The following is a 16,689-nucleotide window of genomic DNA, read 5'->3' on the forward strand; positions in this document are numbered from 1 at the left end:
CACCCCTAAACTGTCTTTGGGTAGAGTGACTTGAGCCTCGTCGGTGTCAGCATGAGTGAAGAGCGTTGTTCTGACGTTCCCAGTCATTACCAAATAACCTGGGTGGAAGAAGAGTCTTTTTACTCCTATTCTACATCGGGTAAGGAGACACCATGAATAGCAATCCCAATCCCATACGTACCGAGCGCAGTACGGTAGCTGGACTTTTTTCAGACTCCATGCAGGCTGAGTCCGCCATCCATGATCTTCAAGCCGCCGGGTTTTCGCTGAGTCAGATCCAAGTTGCCATGCGTGACCGTTCCGAGCAACAACGGCTAATTGACAACACCGGGACTAAAGCCACCGCCACGATGGGTAGTAGTACCAGCGGCGGGATCTTGGGGAGCATTGTTAACTTTTTCACCCATGACAGCGACACCGGGAACCGCTTTTATGATTCGTTGGTTAGCTCTGGGTTGAATGAAGATGAAGCACGTTACTTTGAGGGTAGATTGCACGGTAACAATGTGTTGGTTGTGGTCAATGGCGTAACCCAAGGAATGCAAGTCTTGGGCATTCTTGAAAAGCACGGGGCGGACCTAGGCACGGTGACCATTGATACTCCTTCTGCGCCCATGGCTGCCCCCAAACCAACGACCACGACCACCGATGACCGCGAACGGATTCAACTGCGCCAAGAAGAACTGAATGTCCGCCTAGAGCGGGTGGAGAGCGGCGAAGTCCGCATCCGTAAGGAAGTGATTACCGAGAACAAGACCATTGAAGTACCCGTAACCCACGAGGAGTTGGTGATTGAACGCCATCCAGTGAACCGGGTCGAGTCCACCACCGCTGACTTTAACAACGCTGAAGAGATCCGCATCCCCCTCAGCGAAGACCAAATCCGGGTGGAGAAGCGGGCCGTTGTGACTGAAGAAGTCATGGTGGGCAAACGCGAAGTCCAGGAACAAGAAACTGTCCAGGACACTGTGCGCCGCGAAGAAATCCGTATCGAGACCGAAGGCGAAGTGGATATGCGCGACCGCCGCTCCACCGATCCCACCGTGCGCCCCTAGCTAGTCTGGCCCCTGCGGGGGCCACTTACCCCACCCTGGAGCCACCCATGAACCCCAATCACCCCGACCAACCCTCGCTCTACAGCGCGACCCGCGACCGTGCCCAGCCGCCATTGTTGCAACGGGATATCGCAGCAGCAGTTTTCCCGGACCAAGCCCAGGCCCAAGCCGCCTATGACCAGCTAAGAAATCTCTCTTTTGAGCGTACCCAAGTGGGGATCGCCATGGCAGACCCTACTGCTCAAGGGAATTTCATTGCCCGGACGGGGGGACGCGGGACGGTGGTCTCAGGGGCTAACGATGCGGGGGCAGGCTTAGTGGATGGTCTGGCCCGGTCTTTCGATGGTGACCGTCTCAAAACCGATAGCCTATTGGATGTTTTGGTCAATGCGGGCTACGACGAAGGCGAAGTGGCGATGTTTAGGGCTAGTCTCAATGCGGGCGGGGTCCTATTGACCATCAGTAACCCCGGCTCTCGTCACAAAGAAGCCCTCGACATCTTAGAACACCTCGGCGGCACGACCCTCCGCAACCATCCCCGCTCCTAAAATAAAGAGGCCCTGACCGGGGCCTTTTTGTGAGGGAGTCATGATGAGTCAGATTGAACGGATACAGGGGATTGGTAACCAGGGACCCTACGCCCAAGGCGTAAGGGTGGGGGATTGGGTCTATACGAGTGGTCAGATCCCGATGGTCCCCACGACAGGCTTAGTCTTGACCGGACCGATTACCATTCAGGCCCCCCAGGTTTTTGCCAATTTGCAAGCTGTCCTTGCTGAGTGTGGAGCCGACCTGACCCAAGTGGTCAAGGTAACGGTCTACCTCACAGACCTTGCCGATTTTGCTCAATTCAATGAAGTTTATGCCCAAGTCTTTGCTACCGACCGTCCGGCTCGCGCCTGTGTCCAGGTGGCAGCTCTGCCTCGGGGTGTTGCGGTGGAAGTAGAAGCAATTGCCTATACAGGCCGGGTTTAGCTGATTAGCTCTGCCAATTCCCTATAGACCGGGCAGGAGGGGGCTTTATGCCGCATCATGTTAAGATCAACCCCGTGTTGAGGTAAGACCCTGCTTAGTTCACGCCCGTGGCCTCCCGGTGGGCTGGTCATGCCCGAAGGCTCAAACCTAACCATGCCGATCCAGCCTCCCGTCAACGTCATCATCATCGGCGGTGCCGAGGACAAAGAGAACGATAAGCTCATCCTTGCCAAGGTCTTCCAGGCGGCGGGGGGGCTTAAGGCTCGTATCCTCATTGTCCCGACAGCCTCGGCGGAACCGGAGCTATTGGGGGCGGTCTATGAGCAGCTTTTTATTGAGATGGGTGCCCAGTCCGTTGTGGTATTAGACCTGACGACCCGCGCCCAGGCGGACCTACCAGAGATGGAATGGCGGCTCAAGCAGGCGACCTGTGTATTTTTGACCGGGGGCGACCAAGTCCGGCTGACGACGATCCTGGCGCATACCCGGTTCAGTCGCGTGCTGCGGCAGTTGTGGGAAGAGCACCGTCTCTTGATTGCGGGGACCAGTGCTGGGGCGTCGGCCTTGGGCAGTTGCATGATTGCTTGGGGAACCAGTGGCGAGTCACCCAGCCGCAGTATTGTTGAGCTCGCGACGGGAATGGGGTTACTGCCCTCGCTCATCATTGACCAGCATTTTTTTAACCGCAATCGCTTGGCTCGTCTGATCGCGGCGGTGGCGGCTCATCCTACCTACTTGGGCATGGGGATTGACGAGAATACAGCGGTTTTGTTGGGGGCTGAGGGTTTATTTGAGGTGGTGGGTGAGGGCGCGGTCACGATTGTAGATGGCAGTCACCTCACCTACAGTAATGCTCTCTACCTCAGCGAAGAGGCTCCCCTGAGTGTCTGTGACCTCAAAGTACATATTCTGGTCCATCAAGCCCGTTATCACATTGGTAAACGTCAGGTCCTGCGCTAGATGGGTGTGCGGGCAAAGACTCTTTATACAAACTAATTTACTGTTCTGTTATGGATGCCGACCTACGCTGCTAGCTGCTTATGATGCATTAATCTAGTCCTTAGCTATGACACAATAAATATATGTTGCAAAATGTAAAGCCGATTCCCTGGTATCGTCTCAGTCATCACTGGCAAGCCACCCCCGAACAGATCCGTACCGGGCTATCACAGTTGACTGGACCCTGGCAGATGTTGTTGCTGGGGGACGGAGCCGTAACGCGCCATTTACAACTCTTAACTGGGGCTGAGGTCACGGTGGATGTAGTAGCCATGGAGGCTACGACGGAGGATGACCAGGCTCCCCCTGAAGTGAGCGCGGTTCCCGGTCCACGTTTGCGCCGTCAGGTCTGGTTGATGGCTGGGGGAGAACGGCTGGCCTACGCGGTTTCCTGGTGGGGCATACAGTCGGTGGACCGCTACCTAGAGGACCGCAGCCTACCGATTTGGAAGAGTCTGGCAGTTAAACGTACCGAACATTTCCGGGATATCCGGGGGCTCGTCTGCGGTGAAGAACCGGCCCTTACCCACGCTTTTGGCGTCCCGGGTCAACTATGGGGCCGCTATTATCTCCTCTGGAGCCAAGGCCAACCCCTGACCTTGATCTATGAAGTCTTCTCCCCTCGATTGAATCATTACCTCGGTGAGCCCGCAAAAATGGGTTGATACGTTACAATCGCAACACCCCATGGAAGTAGGTACCCATGACCCCAGCCGCCCTTGCTGCCGCAACTAACTACACCCTCCCAGAATGGTTGAGCGTGAGTTTGCGCGAGAAACCGGCAGGGCTCGTCAGTCGAGCTTTTTTGTATGCCGAAGCCCTGCACCGGGGACAGTTTCGCAAGTCTGGTGAACCCTACATTATTCATCCAGTCCAGGTGGCGACCTTACTGAAGGAATTGGGTTCGGATCCAGCGATGGTGGCAGCGGGTTTTTTGCACGACTTATTAGAAGATACTGAAGTCACGGCTGAGGAACTAGAGCAACAGTTCGGGGCGGAAGTCCGCCAACTCGTTGAGGGGGTCACGAAGCTCTCTAAGTTCAGCTTTTTCAGTAAAAAAGAACAGCAGGCGGAGAATTTCCGCCGGATGTTCCTGGCGATGGCGCAAGATATCCGGGTAATTGTCGTCAAACTTGCGGACCGCCTGCACAATATGCGGACCCTCGAACACTTATCGACTGAACAGCAAGAGCGTATCGGGCGCGAGACGATGGATATTTTCGCGCCCCTTGCTAATCGCTTGGGGATTTGGCAGTTCAAGTGGGAATTAGAGGATCTGTCTTTCAAATACTTGATGCCCCAGGAATATCAACAAATGCGGGCCTTAGTCGTCCAGAAACGCACCGAACGTGAAGAGATGATCCGCGAAATGGTGCATGTTTTCAAAGAAGAATTCCTCCGTATCAGCGTAGGGGCTGAGGTAACGGGGCGACCCAAACACCTCTGGGGCATCTACCAGAAGATGCAACGCCAGGGTAAAGAATTCCACGAGATTTACGATATCTCGGCGGTGCGCGTCATCGTCCATGACGACAATATCAACGATTGTTACCGGGTCCTTGGGGTCGTCCACGAACGTTTCCGGCTGATTCCCGGTCGCTTCAAAGACTATGTGGGCCTCCCCAAACCCAACGGCTATCAGTCCTTACACACAGCAGTCCTCGGTCCCACTAAAACTCCCGTGGAAGTCCAGATCCGCACCCAGGTCATGCACAAAGTCGCTGAACTGGGAGTAGCAGCCCACTGGAAATATAAAGAAGTCGGTTCCGTCGCCCTATCTGACAAAGACCAAAAGTTCACTTGGCTCAGGCTCCTACTGGACTGGCAAAAAGACCTCCAGGATGGTCAAGAATACCTCCAATCGCTCAAAGAAGACCTCTTCGAGTCCGAGGTCTATGTTTTTACGCCTAAGGGTGATGTCTTAGAATTACCCCGGGGCGCGACGCCTGTGGACTTTGCCTACCGGATTCACACGGAGATTGGCAATCACTGTATCGGGGCCAGGATTAACGGCCGGCTCGTCGCCCTAGAATCCACGTTACATAACGGGGACATCATTGAGATCCTGACGGCTAAAAACGCTCACCCCAACCTAGACTGGCTGAGTTTTGTGGTGAGCAGTGCCGCCAAAAACCGCATCCGCCAGTGGTACAAAAAAGAACGCCGCGATGAGAATATCATCCGGGGCCGTCAGATCCTCGAACGAGAGTTGGGCCGCGCCAATCTCGACCAGATCCTGCGCTCCGAGACCATGGTTAAAATCGCCCAACGCCTCAACTACACTACGGTTGAAGATACCCTTGCCGCCCTGGGGTATGGCGAGATTACGGCTTCAGCCATCCTCAACAAACTCCAAGAACGTGCCCGCGAACAACAAAAACTCATCCCTAACCTGCCTAGCGAAGTCAACCACACCGAACCCGTCGTTGGGATTGAGGGCCTGCCCTATCACCTGTGTAAATGCTGTACACCCCTACCAGGGGACGGGATTATCGGGGTCGTCACCCGGGGAGCCGACAACCGAGGGATTAGCATCCACCGGCAAGACTGTGACAATGTGTATAAGGTCAACCCCGACCAACTGATCCCGATCCGCTGGAATCCCAACGGCAAGCTCCGGCCCCCCACCTATCCGATTGAGATCCAAGTCGAAGTCATTGACCGGGTGGGCGTAATGAAGGATGTCCTGGACCGCTTGGCCTCTGACCGGATCAATGTTCGTAACGCCTCGGTCAAGACCTTTGCCGACCAAACGGCTGTAATTGACCTCTGTATCGAAATCGCCAACAAAGACCAATTGGAACACGTCACCCACCAAATGCTCAAGATTGCCGATGTGGTCGGAGTCCGTCGTCACCAAGCCCGCCAAGGGAAGTCGGCTTAGTTTCTCGAATTACCCGAGAACTCCGAGTGAGATAACTCTATAATTTTGCCGTCAGCTATGTCTTTCCCCTCCCATAGCTTAATTGGCTTGCCTTTAAGCAAGTATGGCAATGCAGCTTGCGGGTTTAAGAGTTTAATAGGTATTTTATACGTCTCACCAAAATCTATTAATTTGCCAGATAGGATTAGTCTACAGTCGAACATCATAGGACCTACAACAAGTGGGCAACTATAGAAATCGCCCCGGATAGGTTTTTGCTTACCGCCCGCCCTAGCGGTTCTAAATCTAACTTCTATGATTGCGTCTGGCTGGTACATTCATCTACTTGGTAGCGGCAGAAAGTTTAGAACCTGGGGCACCAAGCTGAGTAGGTTGCTATCTGGCACGACAATAGCTGGAATACCCCTGTCTACAAAAATCATATCAAGCTTACGCAATAAGCTGTTTGAGATTTTTGTTTTAACGAGCGTGTAGGGAGGGTCACCGAATCCATAATAGGCTTGTTTAGCATAGGAGGCAGCGCCTTTGACGGTCATGGAGAAATATTTACCCTCAGCGGAACCAAGGTTACGAAACCTACGGTAGAGTAAGATATCGCCTAACTTTTCAGGCTTAACTACACGGTACAGTGTGAATCCCCTTCTGTACTTCACTCTTATTGCGGAGGCGTTAAGGTCTGCAAGTGTTCCACCAAGGCCTGTAGGCCCAAGCGGTAACTGTTGGCCCCGAAGCCTGCGACCTGACCGACAGCAATGCCAGCAATATGGGAATGGTGCCGGAAGCTCTCGCGTCGGTAGATGTTTGAGAGGTGGACTTCTACGGTGGGAATACCTACGCCACTCAGGGCATCCCGGATCGCCAAGCTGGTATGGGTGTAAGCCGCTGGGTTAATGAGGATACCCGCAAACACGCCCATCGCTTGATGGATCGCGGTGATGAGTTCGCCCTCGTGGTTGGACTGGTAACAAACTATCTTGACGCTGAGTTGGGCCGCTTCAGTTTCCAGTAGGGCGTTGATCTGCGCCAGGGTCGTAGACCCGTAGACTTCCGGTTCGCGCTGGCCCAATAGATTGAGGTTGGGACCGTGGAGGACAAGGACCTGCATGATAGGCATCGTTAGTACAGTCTTAGGATACCGGGGCTTGAACCTAATCTTGACAGCGGTAAATGGGACTGATAGGCTCTGTTAAATCTCAGATTCATCCAGAGTGGCGTAGGAATACGTCCGGCAACCCACTTCAAGTGAAGTTTTGGTGCCCTTTTCGGGGATTAACCCGGAAGATGAGTCTCTATTACTGGAGGAAGCCCCTTGCCACGTCAATACTTGTTTACGTCGGAGTCCGTCACCGAAGGACATCCTGATAAAATCTGTGACCAAATTTCCGATACCATCCTTGACGCGCTCCTGTCTCATGACCCCCAATCACGCGTCGCGGCGGAGACAGCAGTGAGTACGGGGCTAGTGCTATTGACCGGGGAGGTAACCACCCATGCTCAAGTGGATTACAGCCAACTTATCCGCGCCAAGATCCGCGATATCGGCTATGTCCATGCTGAGAACGGCTTCTCTGCCGACAGTTGTGCGGTGATGATTGCCCTAGGCCGCCAATCTCCAGATATTGCCCAAGGCGTAGATGCGGCTTTGGAAGCTAGAACGGGTCAAGGCGACCAACTCGACCAAGTGGGGGCCGGGGACCAGGGTTTGATGTTTGGGTTTGCCTGTAATGAGACCCCGGAGATGATGCCCCTACCCATCTCCATCGCGCACCGTCTGGCCCGTCAACTCGCCAAAGTCCGCAAAGACGGCACCCTCACCTACCTCCGCCCCGATGGTAAAACCCAGGTGACCGTCCTCTATGAAGACCGCCAGCCCCTGGCCCTCGATACACTACTCATCTCCACCCAACACACCGCCACCATCGGAGCGATTACCGACGAAAAAGCGGTCCAAAAACAGATCCGGGCGGACTTGTGGGAAATGGTGGTCCAACCGGCGTTAGTTGACTTGACCCTGCAACCCACCGCCGATAAGTTCTTGGTCAACCCGACCGGCAAGTTTGTAATTGGGGGTCCTCAAGGGGATGCGGGCTTGACTGGGCGCAAGATTATTGTGGATACCTATGGGGGCTATGCCCGTCATGGTGGTGGAGCTTTCTCGGGTAAGGACCCGACTAAGGTGGACCGCTCAGCCGCCTATGCCTGCCGTTATGTGGCGAAAAATATCGTCAAGGCGGGCTTGGCCCAACGCTGTGAAGTCCAAGTGGCCTACGCCATCGGTAAAGCCCATCCGGTCAGTATCATGGTCGAGACCTTCGGCACTGCAACCGTGGACGAGGAACGCCTAGAACTCTTGGTCAAACAACACTTTGATCTACGACCCGCTGCCATCCTGCGGGACTTCAATTTACTCAACTTGCCTAAGTTGCGTGGGGGTCGTTTTTATCAAAACACGGCGGCCTATGGACATTTGGGCCGCCCGGACCTCGACCTACCCTGGGAGCGTACCGACAAAGCCGAGTTGCTCCGTGATGAGTGCTGTTAACCAGTTTTTCGCAAGCTAGCTGACTCCTGGTTAAGGAGAGCTTGTTTTCGCGTCAAGCCCCAACGGTAGCCGCCGAGACCGCCATCACTCCGCACCACCCGATGACAGGGGATAACCAGCGAAACGGCATTCGTCGCACAGGCCCCTGCCACCGCCCGCACCGCTTGGGGTTGGTCTATGGCTCGGGCGACTTGTTGGTAGGTCAGGGTATTCCCGTAGGGAATGGCTTGCAACTGTTGCCAGACCCGGTGCTGGAATGCGGTCCCTGGGCTATCTAGGGGTAAAGCCAACTCGGTCCTAGTGCCCGCTAAATAATCCTGGAGGGCCACCAGCCAAGGACCGAGATGGGCTAGGTTCCGTTGCCGATTAGGATAAGCATCTAAGACGGTTTCGAGAACGGCATCAGTCTCACCCAGACTCACGGCACGGATGCCCTCTGTAGTCCCCGCCACCAAAATTCGGCCCAAAGCACAATCCGCCGTGGTGTAATAAACAGTTTGGTTTTTCATATAGAAAGAATAGCCCGCCTGTTACGTAAAGACCCCACTACCACTGCGGCCCCAAACACACCAAACCCTCCCGATTTAACCTTGCGGCGAGGACTGCCAGGGATTGCTGAGCCACCGGATGTAACCAGTGGGGAGCCAGTTTTGCCAAAGGAAGCAAGGCAAAATTGCGCTCTAGCAGATGGGGATGGGGCACCATTAGCCGGGGGGTCGTGAGAATTATCTCCTCGTATAGCAAGATGTCTAGGTCTAAGGTCCGTGGTCCCCAGCGTTGTCTCCGCACCCGTCCCCACTGTCGCTCAATCGTCAGGAGTTCATCTAGGAGTAGTTCCGGGGCGAGGGGGGTTTCAATAATCGCCACAAGATTGTAGTAGTCTGGCTGGGGCGGACCCCAAGCTGTACTCTGATACAGGTCCGACCGGGCAACCGGATTCAGACGGTGCAGTGCGCCGCTCAAGATCTTCAGACTATCCCCTTGGTTAGAACCTAGCCCAATCGCCGCCCTCACGGACGAATCTGACCGTTCCCCTGGAGGATGTACTTCGTGGTGGTTAATTCTGGAAGTCCCACCGGACCCCGGGCGTGGAGTTTTTGGGTGGAGATACCGATTTCTGCTCCGAACCCGAACTCAAAGCCATCAGTGAACCGGGTCGAGGCATTCACATAGACACAGGCTGCATCCACCCGTTGCGTGAAGAGTTGCGCCTCCCCATAGGAACCCGTCAAAATCGCCTCAGAATGCTGGGTGCCGTAACGATTAATCCAGTCAATCGCCACTGGGGTAGAGTCCACTATTTTGATGGCAAGGATTAAGTCCAGATACTCTGTGTCCCAATCAGCCGCAGTGGCGGGGATGACGCTGGGGACCAAGGCGACTGTCCGTTCGCAGCCCCTGACCTGGACTCCGCTCTGTTGTAGGACTTGGACTAGGGCTGGTAGTTGGGCGACCGCGCTTTGGTGGATGAGGACTTTTTCACAGGCATTGCAGACGGAGGGACGTTGAACTTTGGCATTCAGCACGATTTTTTGGGCTTGGTCGGGGTCCGCACTAGCCGCAATATAGATGTGACAGTTACCTACCCCAGTCTCTAGGACTGGCACTGTGCTATTTTCAGTGACAAACTTAATCAGCCCCGCACCGCCCCTAGGGATGACTAAGGCCAAGTGACGTAAGGTAATGAGTTGCTCGACGATGGCCCGGTCCGTGCCGGGGACCTGCTGGATACAGCCAGTGGGGATGCCCTGGGCGTAGGCCGCCTGTTGTAGGAGTTGGCTAATTGCTTGGTTGGAGTGCTCGGCTTCTTTGCCACCCTTGAGCATGACCCCATTGCCAGATTTGAGACAAAGCCCAATCGCGTCGGCGGTGACATTGGGCCGCGCCTCGTAGATTACGCCAATTAACCCCAGCGGAACCCGTACTTGACGAATCTCAATTCCATTGTCGTGCCGCCAACCCCGTACCACCGTGCCCACCGGGTCCGGGAGCCGCGCAATCTCTTCGAGTCCCGTCGCCATCGCCTCAACCCGGTGGGGATTGAGTTTGAGGCGGTCCAGCAGGCTCTCGGTGAGGCCCATCTCGCGGCCCGTCTCTAAATCGAGGGTGTTGGCACTCAAGAGGTCTTGTTTTCGTTCGCGCAGGGCAAGGGCCATGGCGCGGAGGGCTTGGTTTTTGGTCTGGGTGGGGAGGAGAGCTAATTCTTGACAGGCCGTAAGCGCGGTCTGTCCGAGGGTGTCGAGGTTGTGCATAGAGTTAACGTCGCTGACGCAGAGAGAGCCAAAACATCAAGGCGGGGATCACCAACAGGAGCGCGGTCAACAGCGACCACAACACCATGGAGGGCGTGCGGGGAAAATCCATCACCGTCGGTAGCCACAATAGTAGCAACGGCAAGATCACCACCAAAATCGCGGCGGGTAAATAGGTACTATCAATGCCCCGGCTATCATCCCGCCAGACGGTCCCGCTCCACTGCCAAGCCTTCTTGTAGGGGTAGCTAGTGGAGAGTTGTTCGAGGGTATAGCTCTCCTCCGCGAGACCGAAGATCTGGTTACAGCGGTCACAGCCAAAGGCTTCCGTCAGCACAATTGCCTTGAGTTGCCCCCGCTTACAACGAGGACAGGGGTAGTGCTCCTCCAAATCAATTTTCTCTGGCTTCATGGGCTGAGACTCAAGCTGTACCCAAATCTTAGCAAACGTGGTCTAGCACAATCATTTAGCCCCTCAACTCGTGGGCGCATCTTTCAGAAATGCCCTGGTAATCCAGAAAACCACCAAGGCAATCAAAATGAAATCCAAGAAAGTTCCTATCAAGTGCCCGTAGGCAATTGCGTTTTCCGTGACTTTCCCGGTGGCATCAGTAGCCGTCTTCAGTACAATCTTGGCCTCACGCCAGTCCCCGGCGGGTAGGAGCATCCCGATAATCGGCATCAATAGGTCATCCACCACGGCTGAGACTACCTTCCCGGTAGCAGCCCCGATAATTACGCCCACCGCCAGAGCCAGCGCATTGGACTGCGTCAGGAAACTCTTAAATTCGTTCAGCACAGTCGCCTCCGGCAAATACTGAACATACTACCGCCCCGTGCCTAAAAACGGATTACTTACGCAATCGGAAGGTAATCCGGCCCTTAGTCAAGTCATAGGGGGTCAGTTCCACCTTGACGCGGTCGCCGGGGAGGACTTTGATGTAATTTTTTTTCAATTTACCCGCCAAGTGGCTCAGCACCACAAACCCATTGTCAAGCTCTACCCGGAACATGGCGTTGGGCAACGAGTCCTTGACGATTCCTTCCATCTCAATCAGGTCTTCTTTGGACACGCAAAATTACCTCAAAGCTACAGGGTACTACGGTCGGTCATCAACTCGTAACCATCCCGAGTCACTAAAACCGTATGTTCAAACTGGGCCGAGAGACTGCCATCTACCGTCACCACCGTCCATTTATCCGCCAGCAACCGCGTGGCAAAGGAGCCGACATTAACCATCGGTTCAATCGCTAGAGTCATCCCTGCTTTAAGGCGGGGATTAGGTAGTTCTTTGGTCCGGTAATTGGGGACTTGGGGGTCTTCATGAAGTTTACGACCCACGCCATGACCGACGAACTGACGGACGACCGAGAATTTATGGGACTCAACAAAGTCCTGGATCGCCCCGGAGATATCTTGTAACAACACCCCATGCTTGACTTGGGCAATCCCGGCGTAGAGGCCCTGTTCGGCGACAGCAATCAGGTGACGGGCTTGGTCGGTGAGGGGTTCGAGGCCGATGGTCACACAGGAGTCCCCGTGCCAACCTTGGTAAATCACCCCAAAATCTACTTTGACCACATCCCCCGGTTTGAGGACTTTGGTCGGGCTCGGGATACCGTGGACCACTTCATTATTGACACTGGTACAGAGACAGGCCGGGAATCCTCCGTAACCCTTAAACGCCGGAATGACATTAAAATCGCGGCAACGCTGCTCAGCGTAGGCATCTAGGTCAGCGGTGGTCATGCCCGGTTTGGCGAGTTCCATGATTTCTTTGAGCACGGTCCCCACAATTTGACCCGCCCGACGCATCTTCTCAATTTCTTTTTCGGACCGAATCCCAATCATCATACTGCGTAGGGCCATTGCTCCTCAGTTACCAGATCTACTCAGTTCACTCTAACGCATCTGCCTTGTTGCCTGAGTCTGGACCCTGCAGCCTAAATACAAAAAGAGCAGGTCAGCCCTGCTCTTAGCGATGAACGTACCTTTGCCCTAGGGCTTGGTCTCTTCAGTGGTCGTGGTGGTCGTGGTCTCTTCCTTCATCGCACCCTCTTCTTTCATCTCGCCGCCCTCTTTCATGGCACCGGATTCAGTGGTGGTTTCAGCAGGGGCTGTCGTAGTGGTGGATTCGGTGGTCGTTTCGGTTTTTTCGGTACTTCCGCCACAAGCGGCGAGACCGACGAGCAAAGTAGCCAGGCCCAAGGCCATTCCAACTTGCTTGAAGGATTGCATGTTCTCTCCTCAATATTTGGGCATATCCAGTTAGCATCTTACAGGGAAGTGGGACCCGTGTAACCTTTCTTTACATCTTGCGAGGGATGCTAATGCCCGAATTCGTAGCCTGTGCTGTCTTGACCCTCAGTGATACCCGTACCCAAGCCGAGGATGTCAGCGGACAGATCATTCAACAATTGCTCCAGCAAGCCGGACATCAGATCATCGCCTACCAAGTGATCCCCGACGAATCTGCTCAACTCGCGGACTGGTTGGACCGTTGGCGAGTTCAACCTACCATCCAGGCCATCCTGATTACTGGGGGAACTGGGGTCAGCCCCCGCGACATTACCCCCGAGGTCCTCCAGACCCGTTTGACCAAACCGCTACCGGGCTTCGGTGAACTCTTCCGTTTACTCTCGTGGGAACAGGTCGGCACCAAAGCCTTAGCTTCACGGGCACTGGCGGGGATGATGGAGACTACAGTCGTTTTTGCCCTCCCCGGCTCAACTAAAGCAGTCACGCTGGCGATGGAGCGGTTAATCTTACCGGAGTTGGTCCATTTAGTACGGTTAGGAAGTGGGGCAGGGCATTAGGCGGGCTCTTTTTTTAAAATCCAGTTCAGGAGCAGGGGTCCTAGGAAGGTGGTCAACAGGACCATGATGATGAGGGCGGTATGATTCACGCCATTGAGGACCCCCGAGGTCAGGCCGACACTGGCAAAAACTAGTCCCACCTCTCCCCGAGGCACCATCCCCGCCCCAATCGCCAGACGGTTAGCCCGGGTCCCCACTGCTGCATAACCACAGAAAAGTTTACCGACTACCGCCGCCACGGTTAGGGCTAGGGCCAGTCCTAGAGCCTGGGGATTCTGCAACAAAGCCAAGTCCACCCCCGCCCCCACCGTAATAAAGAAGATAGGCAAAAAGAAATCGGTGACAGGCCGCAGTTGCTTCTCGATATCGTGGCGACGGTCTGACTCCGCCAGGACCAACCCCGCCGCAAAAGCCCCAATGATGGCGGCTGAACCCAGTTGTTCCGCGAGATAGGCCAGGGCAAAGGCAAAAATTAAGGCAGCAGTCAACAGTTCACCTCTGGTTCTGAGGATTAGAACCACTCGCAAAAAGAGCGGCAACGCCAAGTTCCCGAGGACGATCGCCCCAATTAAGAAGCCCAGGGAGGTGCCGACAATCCACAGGACACTGCCCAGTTCTAAACTTGCGCCGCCTGCGATACTGCTTACTACCGACAACACAACCACGCCCAGAATGTCATCAAGGACCGCCGCGCCCAGGATAATCTTGCCCTCATCCCGCGTGAGATAGCCCAAATCAGATAGGACTTTAGCGGTAATGCCAATACTGGTCGCTGTCATCGCTGCGCCGACAAAAATCGCTACTAGGGAGGTCGTTCCCACGGATTGCATTACGAGATACCCCAAGCCAAAGGGCACCACCATCCCCACTAACCCGACTGCCAAGGATTGCTTACCTACTTTTAATAGGCCGCGCAGGTCCGACTCTAGACCAATCTCAAATAGGAGTAGCGTGACCCCCACTTGCGCCAACAACAGGAGCACTGGCTGACTGGGGTCAATCCATCGCAACCCCGAAACCCCCACCGCCAATCCCGCCACCAACTCTCCTAAAACAGTAGGTTGTTTCAGCCGGAGAGCTAACTCACCCCCGACTTTGCTTGCGATATAGATAATCACCAAGCTGGCGAGGAGTTGTCCGAGACTGAGTAAGCCCGGTATTACTTCGCCTACGGGTCCGGCGGCGAGGAAATGCATGGCTTGAACCTCCCTGATTCGTCCCGGTAGATTCCTTGAGGAACCTGACAGACTCCACCACACCGAGAGCTTTCAGGTCATTATATCGGCAGTGGGTGAGGAAGTTTGATGAGTAAGAATAGTAAGACAGCGTACCCAGGGATTCTAAGCCATGACCACCCAAATGAATAGCGTTTGCTGGACTACGGCTGACCTGGAACTGTTGCCTGACAACGGGACACGGTACGAAATTATTGATGGGGAGTTATTCATGACGAGAGCACCCCACTGGGACCATCAAGAGGCTTGTCTTAGTGTTGGCGCAGCGTTACGCGCTTGGTCAAAAGAGACCGGGTTAGGACGGACTACCATCAACCCTGGTGTGATTTTTTCTGATACCGATGCGGTTATCCCCGATGTGGTCTGGGCTAGTCAAGCACGCTTAGCCCTAGTCCTAGATACCTCCGGTCATCTCACCGCAGCCCCAGAACTCGTCGTCGAGGTGCTTTCCTTGGGAGTAGAACACGAGCGTCGTGACCGGGTGACGAAACTTAAGCTCTATTCAGTGCGGGGAGTCCAGGAGTATTGGCTGGCGGATTGGCGTTTGCAGCGCGTTGAAATTTATCGGCGCGAACAAGCAGTTCTAGTTTTAGCGGGTACCCTGCTTACCGGAGACACCCTCACGAGCCCGCTCCTGCCCGGTTTCACCTGTCTCGCCACTTCCCTTTTTACCTAGACCCAAACACTGAGAATTTTATTACGGGATGCAACAAAACGTTACGACCTATTAACATGGGGAGAGCGTGTCGTTTAGCGTGCCATGACCGTAACATATCCGAAGAAGCTGCGGGGCCAGTTCACTGCCCGTGACATGATGAATCTGGTCGTTCTGGACCCAGCTATCCAGAATCTCACCCTCAACCGCTATCGGTATTCAGAGCAGCGCAGTTGTAAGGATCTGACGGACCTCATCGAGCAGCTAGATGGTCAACCCCGTGAATTAGTCCGGGACCTCGCGCGCCATATCAACGATGAAGCCCGTCACGCCATGTGGTTGACCGACCTCCTCTATGACCTGGATGCCCACCTCGGCACGCCCCTCGGTCCCTCCTACATTGATGAGTACGAAAAGCTCTTACCTGAACTCGCCCAGCCCGATATCATCAATGTCCTAGCTGCCATCAACGTCACTGAGAAGCGCGGTTGTAACATTTTTGCTGCCCACCTCGCCGCTCTCAAAAACGCGCCCCAGACGCCCGAAAATAAAGAAGTTGCCCGTGTCCTCGGTCAGATCTTCCCCGAAGAAGCTGGTCACGTCCGCTGGGGAACCCGTTGGTTGGCGCAACAGGCCAAACTCAGCCCCGACCACGCCCGCCGGGTCGAGGAAGCCAAATGCACCTACAGCACCGTCGAGCAAGCCGCTTTTGAAGCAGGACTTGACATCACCGTGGGGGCCGAGTTGCGCCGTCTGCAACACCTCACCGAGATTACTAGTACCCTGCCCTTGTGGGAGCGGCCCGGTTACTTCTTGGAGCAGTTGCCCCGGATCTTACCGGACCTCAATCAGGCCCGACTCGGGACCGCCCGCTACTTCCTGGAGTCAGACCCGGTTAGCTTCATACAACGCTACATCCCAGTTCTGATGGGCAGCCGGATTCCAGCTAAGGCTCCCCAGCCTACCACTTGAGCTTGTTGTTATCTGGGACAATGCCTAAGATTACACCCGTGGTCGCCGTCGTTCATGCCATGCAAATAAAGGTCGGATGGATACGAGACGGACATGGGCATAACCGATGAACATAGGGGCACGCCGCAGTGTGCCCTTTTTATCGAGAGCGGCGTAAAACCCCTAGCTTCAGCGATGGGCATATCAGCCGTATCAGCCACAGGTGAATAGGATATCTAAGCGACAACTTTCAGCTTAAATAAACTACAATAGTAGTATGTTAGTTCTTGAGTCAAAGTTAGTCGCCACCTCTGAGCAGTTCGC

At 54.8% G+C, this 16,689-nt stretch carries 21 protein-coding genes; 10 read left to right on the top strand and 11 right to left on the bottom strand.

Features of this window, described 5'->3' with window-relative positions:
• Positions 1 to 152 precede the first annotated feature (152 nt).
• The 6 genes from HFM78_RS10735 to HFM78_RS10760 all read left to right on the top strand — a co-directional run bounded on the left by HFM78_RS10735 (position 153) and on the right by HFM78_RS10760 (position 5,913).
• Complete coding sequence (locus tag HFM78_RS10735) at positions 153 to 1,055, top strand: YsnF/AvaK domain-containing protein (protein WP_287129443.1); 903 nt, start codon at positions 153 to 155, stop codon at positions 1,053 to 1,055.
• A 47-nt stretch (positions 1,056 to 1,102) separates the two neighbouring features.
• On the top strand, positions 1,103 to 1,603 hold the full coding sequence (locus HFM78_RS10740) for a hypothetical protein (RefSeq protein ID WP_287129444.1): 501 nt from the start codon (positions 1,103 to 1,105) through the stop codon (positions 1,601 to 1,603).
• Positions 1,604 to 1,646: 43 nt separating this feature from the next.
• A complete protein-coding gene (locus HFM78_RS10745; RefSeq protein WP_287129445.1) occupies positions 1,647 to 2,030 on the top strand; it encodes a Rid family detoxifying hydrolase in 384 nt (127 codons plus the stop codon).
• Between the two features lie 129 nt (positions 2,031 to 2,159).
• Positions 2,160 to 2,990 carry a cyanophycinase gene (locus HFM78_RS10750; RefSeq protein WP_287129446.1) on the top strand — a complete coding sequence of 277 codons (831 nt, stop codon included), beginning with the start codon at positions 2,160 to 2,162 and terminating at the stop codon, positions 2,988 to 2,990.
• A gap of 122 nt (positions 2,991 to 3,112) precedes the next feature.
• Positions 3,113 to 3,694 carry a chorismate lyase gene (locus tag HFM78_RS10755; RefSeq protein ID WP_287129447.1) on the top strand — a complete coding sequence of 194 codons (582 nt, stop codon included), beginning with the start codon at positions 3,113 to 3,115 and terminating at the stop codon, positions 3,692 to 3,694.
• 38 nt (positions 3,695 to 3,732) lie between these two features.
• Positions 3,733 to 5,913: a bifunctional (p)ppGpp synthetase/guanosine-3',5'-bis(diphosphate) 3'-pyrophosphohydrolase gene (locus tag HFM78_RS10760; RefSeq protein WP_287129448.1), complete on the top strand. Its 2,181-nt coding sequence runs from the start codon at positions 3,733 to 3,735 to the stop codon at positions 5,911 to 5,913.
• 317 nt (positions 5,914 to 6,230) lie between these two features.
• On the opposite strand, the gene HFM78_RS10765 is transcribed toward HFM78_RS10760, so the two are convergent.
• Positions 6,231 to 6,449: a hypothetical protein gene (locus HFM78_RS10765; RefSeq protein ID WP_287129449.1), complete on the bottom strand. Its 219-nt coding sequence runs from the start codon at positions 6,447 to 6,449 to the stop codon at positions 6,231 to 6,233.
• Between the two features lie 119 nt (positions 6,450 to 6,568).
• The gene (aroQ, locus tag HFM78_RS10770) at positions 6,569 to 7,027 is read right to left on the bottom strand and encodes a type II 3-dehydroquinate dehydratase (protein WP_396032927.1); all 459 of its coding nucleotides are present in this window, start codon (positions 7,025 to 7,027) and stop codon (positions 6,569 to 6,571) included.
• Between the two features lie 195 nt (positions 7,028 to 7,222).
• On the opposite strand from aroQ, the gene metK reads away from it, so the two are divergent.
• Entirely contained in the window at positions 7,223 to 8,455 is a 1,233-nt protein-coding gene (metK, locus tag HFM78_RS10775; RefSeq protein WP_287129451.1) for a methionine adenosyltransferase, read from the top strand.
• Here the strand turns inward: metK and HFM78_RS10780 are convergent.
• The 8 genes from HFM78_RS10780 to HFM78_RS10815 all read right to left on the bottom strand — a co-directional run bounded on the left by HFM78_RS10780 (position 8,452) and on the right by HFM78_RS10815 (position 12,946).
• Positions 8,452 to 8,964: a methylated-DNA--[protein]-cysteine S-methyltransferase gene (locus tag HFM78_RS10780; RefSeq protein ID WP_287129452.1), complete on the bottom strand. Its 513-nt coding sequence runs from the start codon at positions 8,962 to 8,964 to the stop codon at positions 8,452 to 8,454. The two genes, metK and HFM78_RS10780, sit on opposite strands and share 4 nt — an antisense overlap.
• A 37-nt stretch (positions 8,965 to 9,001) precedes the next feature.
• Entirely contained in the window at positions 9,002 to 9,469 is a 468-nt protein-coding gene (gene folK / locus HFM78_RS10785; protein ID WP_287129453.1) for a 2-amino-4-hydroxy-6-hydroxymethyldihydropteridine diphosphokinase, read from the bottom strand.
• Positions 9,466 to 10,707 (bottom strand): glutamate-5-semialdehyde dehydrogenase, encoded by a 1,242-nt coding sequence (locus HFM78_RS10790; protein WP_287129454.1) that lies wholly within the window; start codon positions 10,705 to 10,707, stop codon positions 9,466 to 9,468. The genes folK and HFM78_RS10790 overlap by 4 nt, the downstream gene beginning before the upstream one ends.
• A 4-nt stretch (positions 10,708 to 10,711) precedes the next feature.
• Entirely contained in the window at positions 10,712 to 11,119 is a 408-nt protein-coding gene (locus HFM78_RS10795) for a hypothetical protein (RefSeq protein ID WP_287129455.1), read from the bottom strand.
• Between the two features lie 63 nt (positions 11,120 to 11,182).
• Entirely contained in the window at positions 11,183 to 11,506 is a 324-nt protein-coding gene (gene mscL / locus HFM78_RS10800) for a large conductance mechanosensitive channel protein MscL (RefSeq protein WP_287129456.1), read from the bottom strand.
• 52 nt (positions 11,507 to 11,558) lie between these two features.
• On the bottom strand, positions 11,559 to 11,780 hold the full coding sequence (gene infA / locus HFM78_RS10805; RefSeq protein ID WP_287129457.1) for a translation initiation factor IF-1: 222 nt from the start codon (positions 11,778 to 11,780) through the stop codon (positions 11,559 to 11,561).
• 17 nt (positions 11,781 to 11,797) lie between these two features.
• Positions 11,798 to 12,577, bottom strand: coding sequence for a type I methionyl aminopeptidase (gene map / locus HFM78_RS10810; protein WP_287129458.1), 780 nt, complete (start codon positions 12,575 to 12,577; stop codon positions 11,798 to 11,800).
• Positions 12,578 to 12,706: 129 nt separating this feature from the next.
• Positions 12,707 to 12,946, bottom strand: coding sequence for a hypothetical protein (locus tag HFM78_RS10815; RefSeq protein WP_287129459.1), 240 nt, complete (start codon positions 12,944 to 12,946; stop codon positions 12,707 to 12,709).
• Between the two features lie 92 nt (positions 12,947 to 13,038).
• Between HFM78_RS10815 and HFM78_RS10820 the strand changes: the two genes are divergently transcribed.
• A complete protein-coding gene (locus HFM78_RS10820) occupies positions 13,039 to 13,524 on the top strand; it encodes a molybdenum cofactor biosynthesis protein B (protein ID WP_287129460.1) in 486 nt (161 codons plus the stop codon).
• Here the strand turns inward: HFM78_RS10820 and HFM78_RS10825 are convergent.
• Positions 13,521 to 14,720 (bottom strand): cation:proton antiporter, encoded by a 1,200-nt coding sequence (locus HFM78_RS10825; protein ID WP_287129461.1) that lies wholly within the window; start codon positions 14,718 to 14,720, stop codon positions 13,521 to 13,523. The genes HFM78_RS10820 and HFM78_RS10825 overlap by 4 nt on opposite strands.
• Positions 14,721 to 14,871: 151 nt before the next feature.
• On the opposite strand from HFM78_RS10825, the gene HFM78_RS10830 reads away from it, so the two are divergent.
• Both HFM78_RS10830 and HFM78_RS10835 read left to right on the top strand, forming a co-directional pair.
• A complete protein-coding gene (locus tag HFM78_RS10830) occupies positions 14,872 to 15,435 on the top strand; it encodes a Uma2 family endonuclease (RefSeq protein WP_287129462.1) in 564 nt (187 codons plus the stop codon).
• Positions 15,436 to 15,519: 84 nt separating this feature from the next.
• Positions 15,520 to 16,386, top strand: coding sequence for a ferritin-like domain-containing protein (locus HFM78_RS10835; protein WP_287129463.1), 867 nt, complete (start codon positions 15,520 to 15,522; stop codon positions 16,384 to 16,386).
• Positions 16,387 to 16,689: the final 303 nt, after the last annotated feature.

Origin of the sequence: Candidatus Cyanaurora vandensis (genome assembly GCF_013285555.1) — a bacterium.
GTDB classification, from domain to species: domain Bacteria; phylum Cyanobacteriota; class Cyanobacteriia; order Gloeobacterales; family Anthocerotibacteraceae; genus Cyanaurora; species Cyanaurora vandensis.

Bases quoted from the DNA above. Each gene is read 5' to 3' on its own strand.
- HFM78_RS10780 (WP_287129452.1), bottom strand. From the start codon at position 8,964: ATGAAAAACCAAACTGTTTATTACACCACGGCGGATTGTGCTTTGGGC.
- map (WP_287129458.1), bottom strand. From the start codon at position 12,577: ATGGCCCTACGCAGTATGATGATTGGGATTCGGTCCGAAAAAGAAATT.
- HFM78_RS10830 (WP_287129462.1), top strand. From the start codon at position 14,872: ATGACCACCCAAATGAATAGCGTTTGCTGGACTACGGCTGACCTGGAA.
- aroQ (WP_396032927.1), bottom strand. From the start codon at position 7,027: ATGCCTATCATGCAGGTCCTTGTCCTCCACGGTCCCAACCTCAATCTA.
- HFM78_RS10740 (WP_287129444.1), top strand. From the start codon at position 1,103: ATGAACCCCAATCACCCCGACCAACCCTCGCTCTACAGCGCGACCCGC.
- HFM78_RS10735 (WP_287129443.1), top strand. From the start codon at position 153: ATGAATAGCAATCCCAATCCCATACGTACCGAGCGCAGTACGGTAGCT.
- HFM78_RS10825 (WP_287129461.1), bottom strand. From the start codon at position 14,720: ATGCATTTCCTCGCCGCCGGACCCGTAGGCGAAGTAATACCGGGCTTA.
- HFM78_RS10755 (WP_287129447.1), top strand. From the start codon at position 3,113: ATGTTGCAAAATGTAAAGCCGATTCCCTGGTATCGTCTCAGTCATCAC.
- HFM78_RS10835 (WP_287129463.1), top strand. From the start codon at position 15,520: ATGACCGTAACATATCCGAAGAAGCTGCGGGGCCAGTTCACTGCCCGT.
- HFM78_RS10765 (WP_287129449.1), bottom strand. From the start codon at position 6,449: ATGACCGTCAAAGGCGCTGCCTCCTATGCTAAACAAGCCTATTATGGA.
- HFM78_RS10750 (WP_287129446.1), top strand. From the start codon at position 2,160: ATGCCCGAAGGCTCAAACCTAACCATGCCGATCCAGCCTCCCGTCAAC.
- HFM78_RS10790 (WP_287129454.1), bottom strand. From the start codon at position 10,707: ATGCACAACCTCGACACCCTCGGACAGACCGCGCTTACGGCCTGTCAA.
- HFM78_RS10745 (WP_287129445.1), top strand. From the start codon at position 1,647: ATGAGTCAGATTGAACGGATACAGGGGATTGGTAACCAGGGACCCTAC.
- HFM78_RS10815 (WP_287129459.1), bottom strand. From the start codon at position 12,946: ATGCAATCCTTCAAGCAAGTTGGAATGGCCTTGGGCCTGGCTACTTTG.
- HFM78_RS10760 (WP_287129448.1), top strand. From the start codon at position 3,733: ATGACCCCAGCCGCCCTTGCTGCCGCAACTAACTACACCCTCCCAGAA.
- HFM78_RS10820 (WP_287129460.1), top strand. From the start codon at position 13,039: ATGCCCGAATTCGTAGCCTGTGCTGTCTTGACCCTCAGTGATACCCGT.
- HFM78_RS10795 (WP_287129455.1), bottom strand. From the start codon at position 11,119: ATGAAGCCAGAGAAAATTGATTTGGAGGAGCACTACCCCTGTCCTCGT.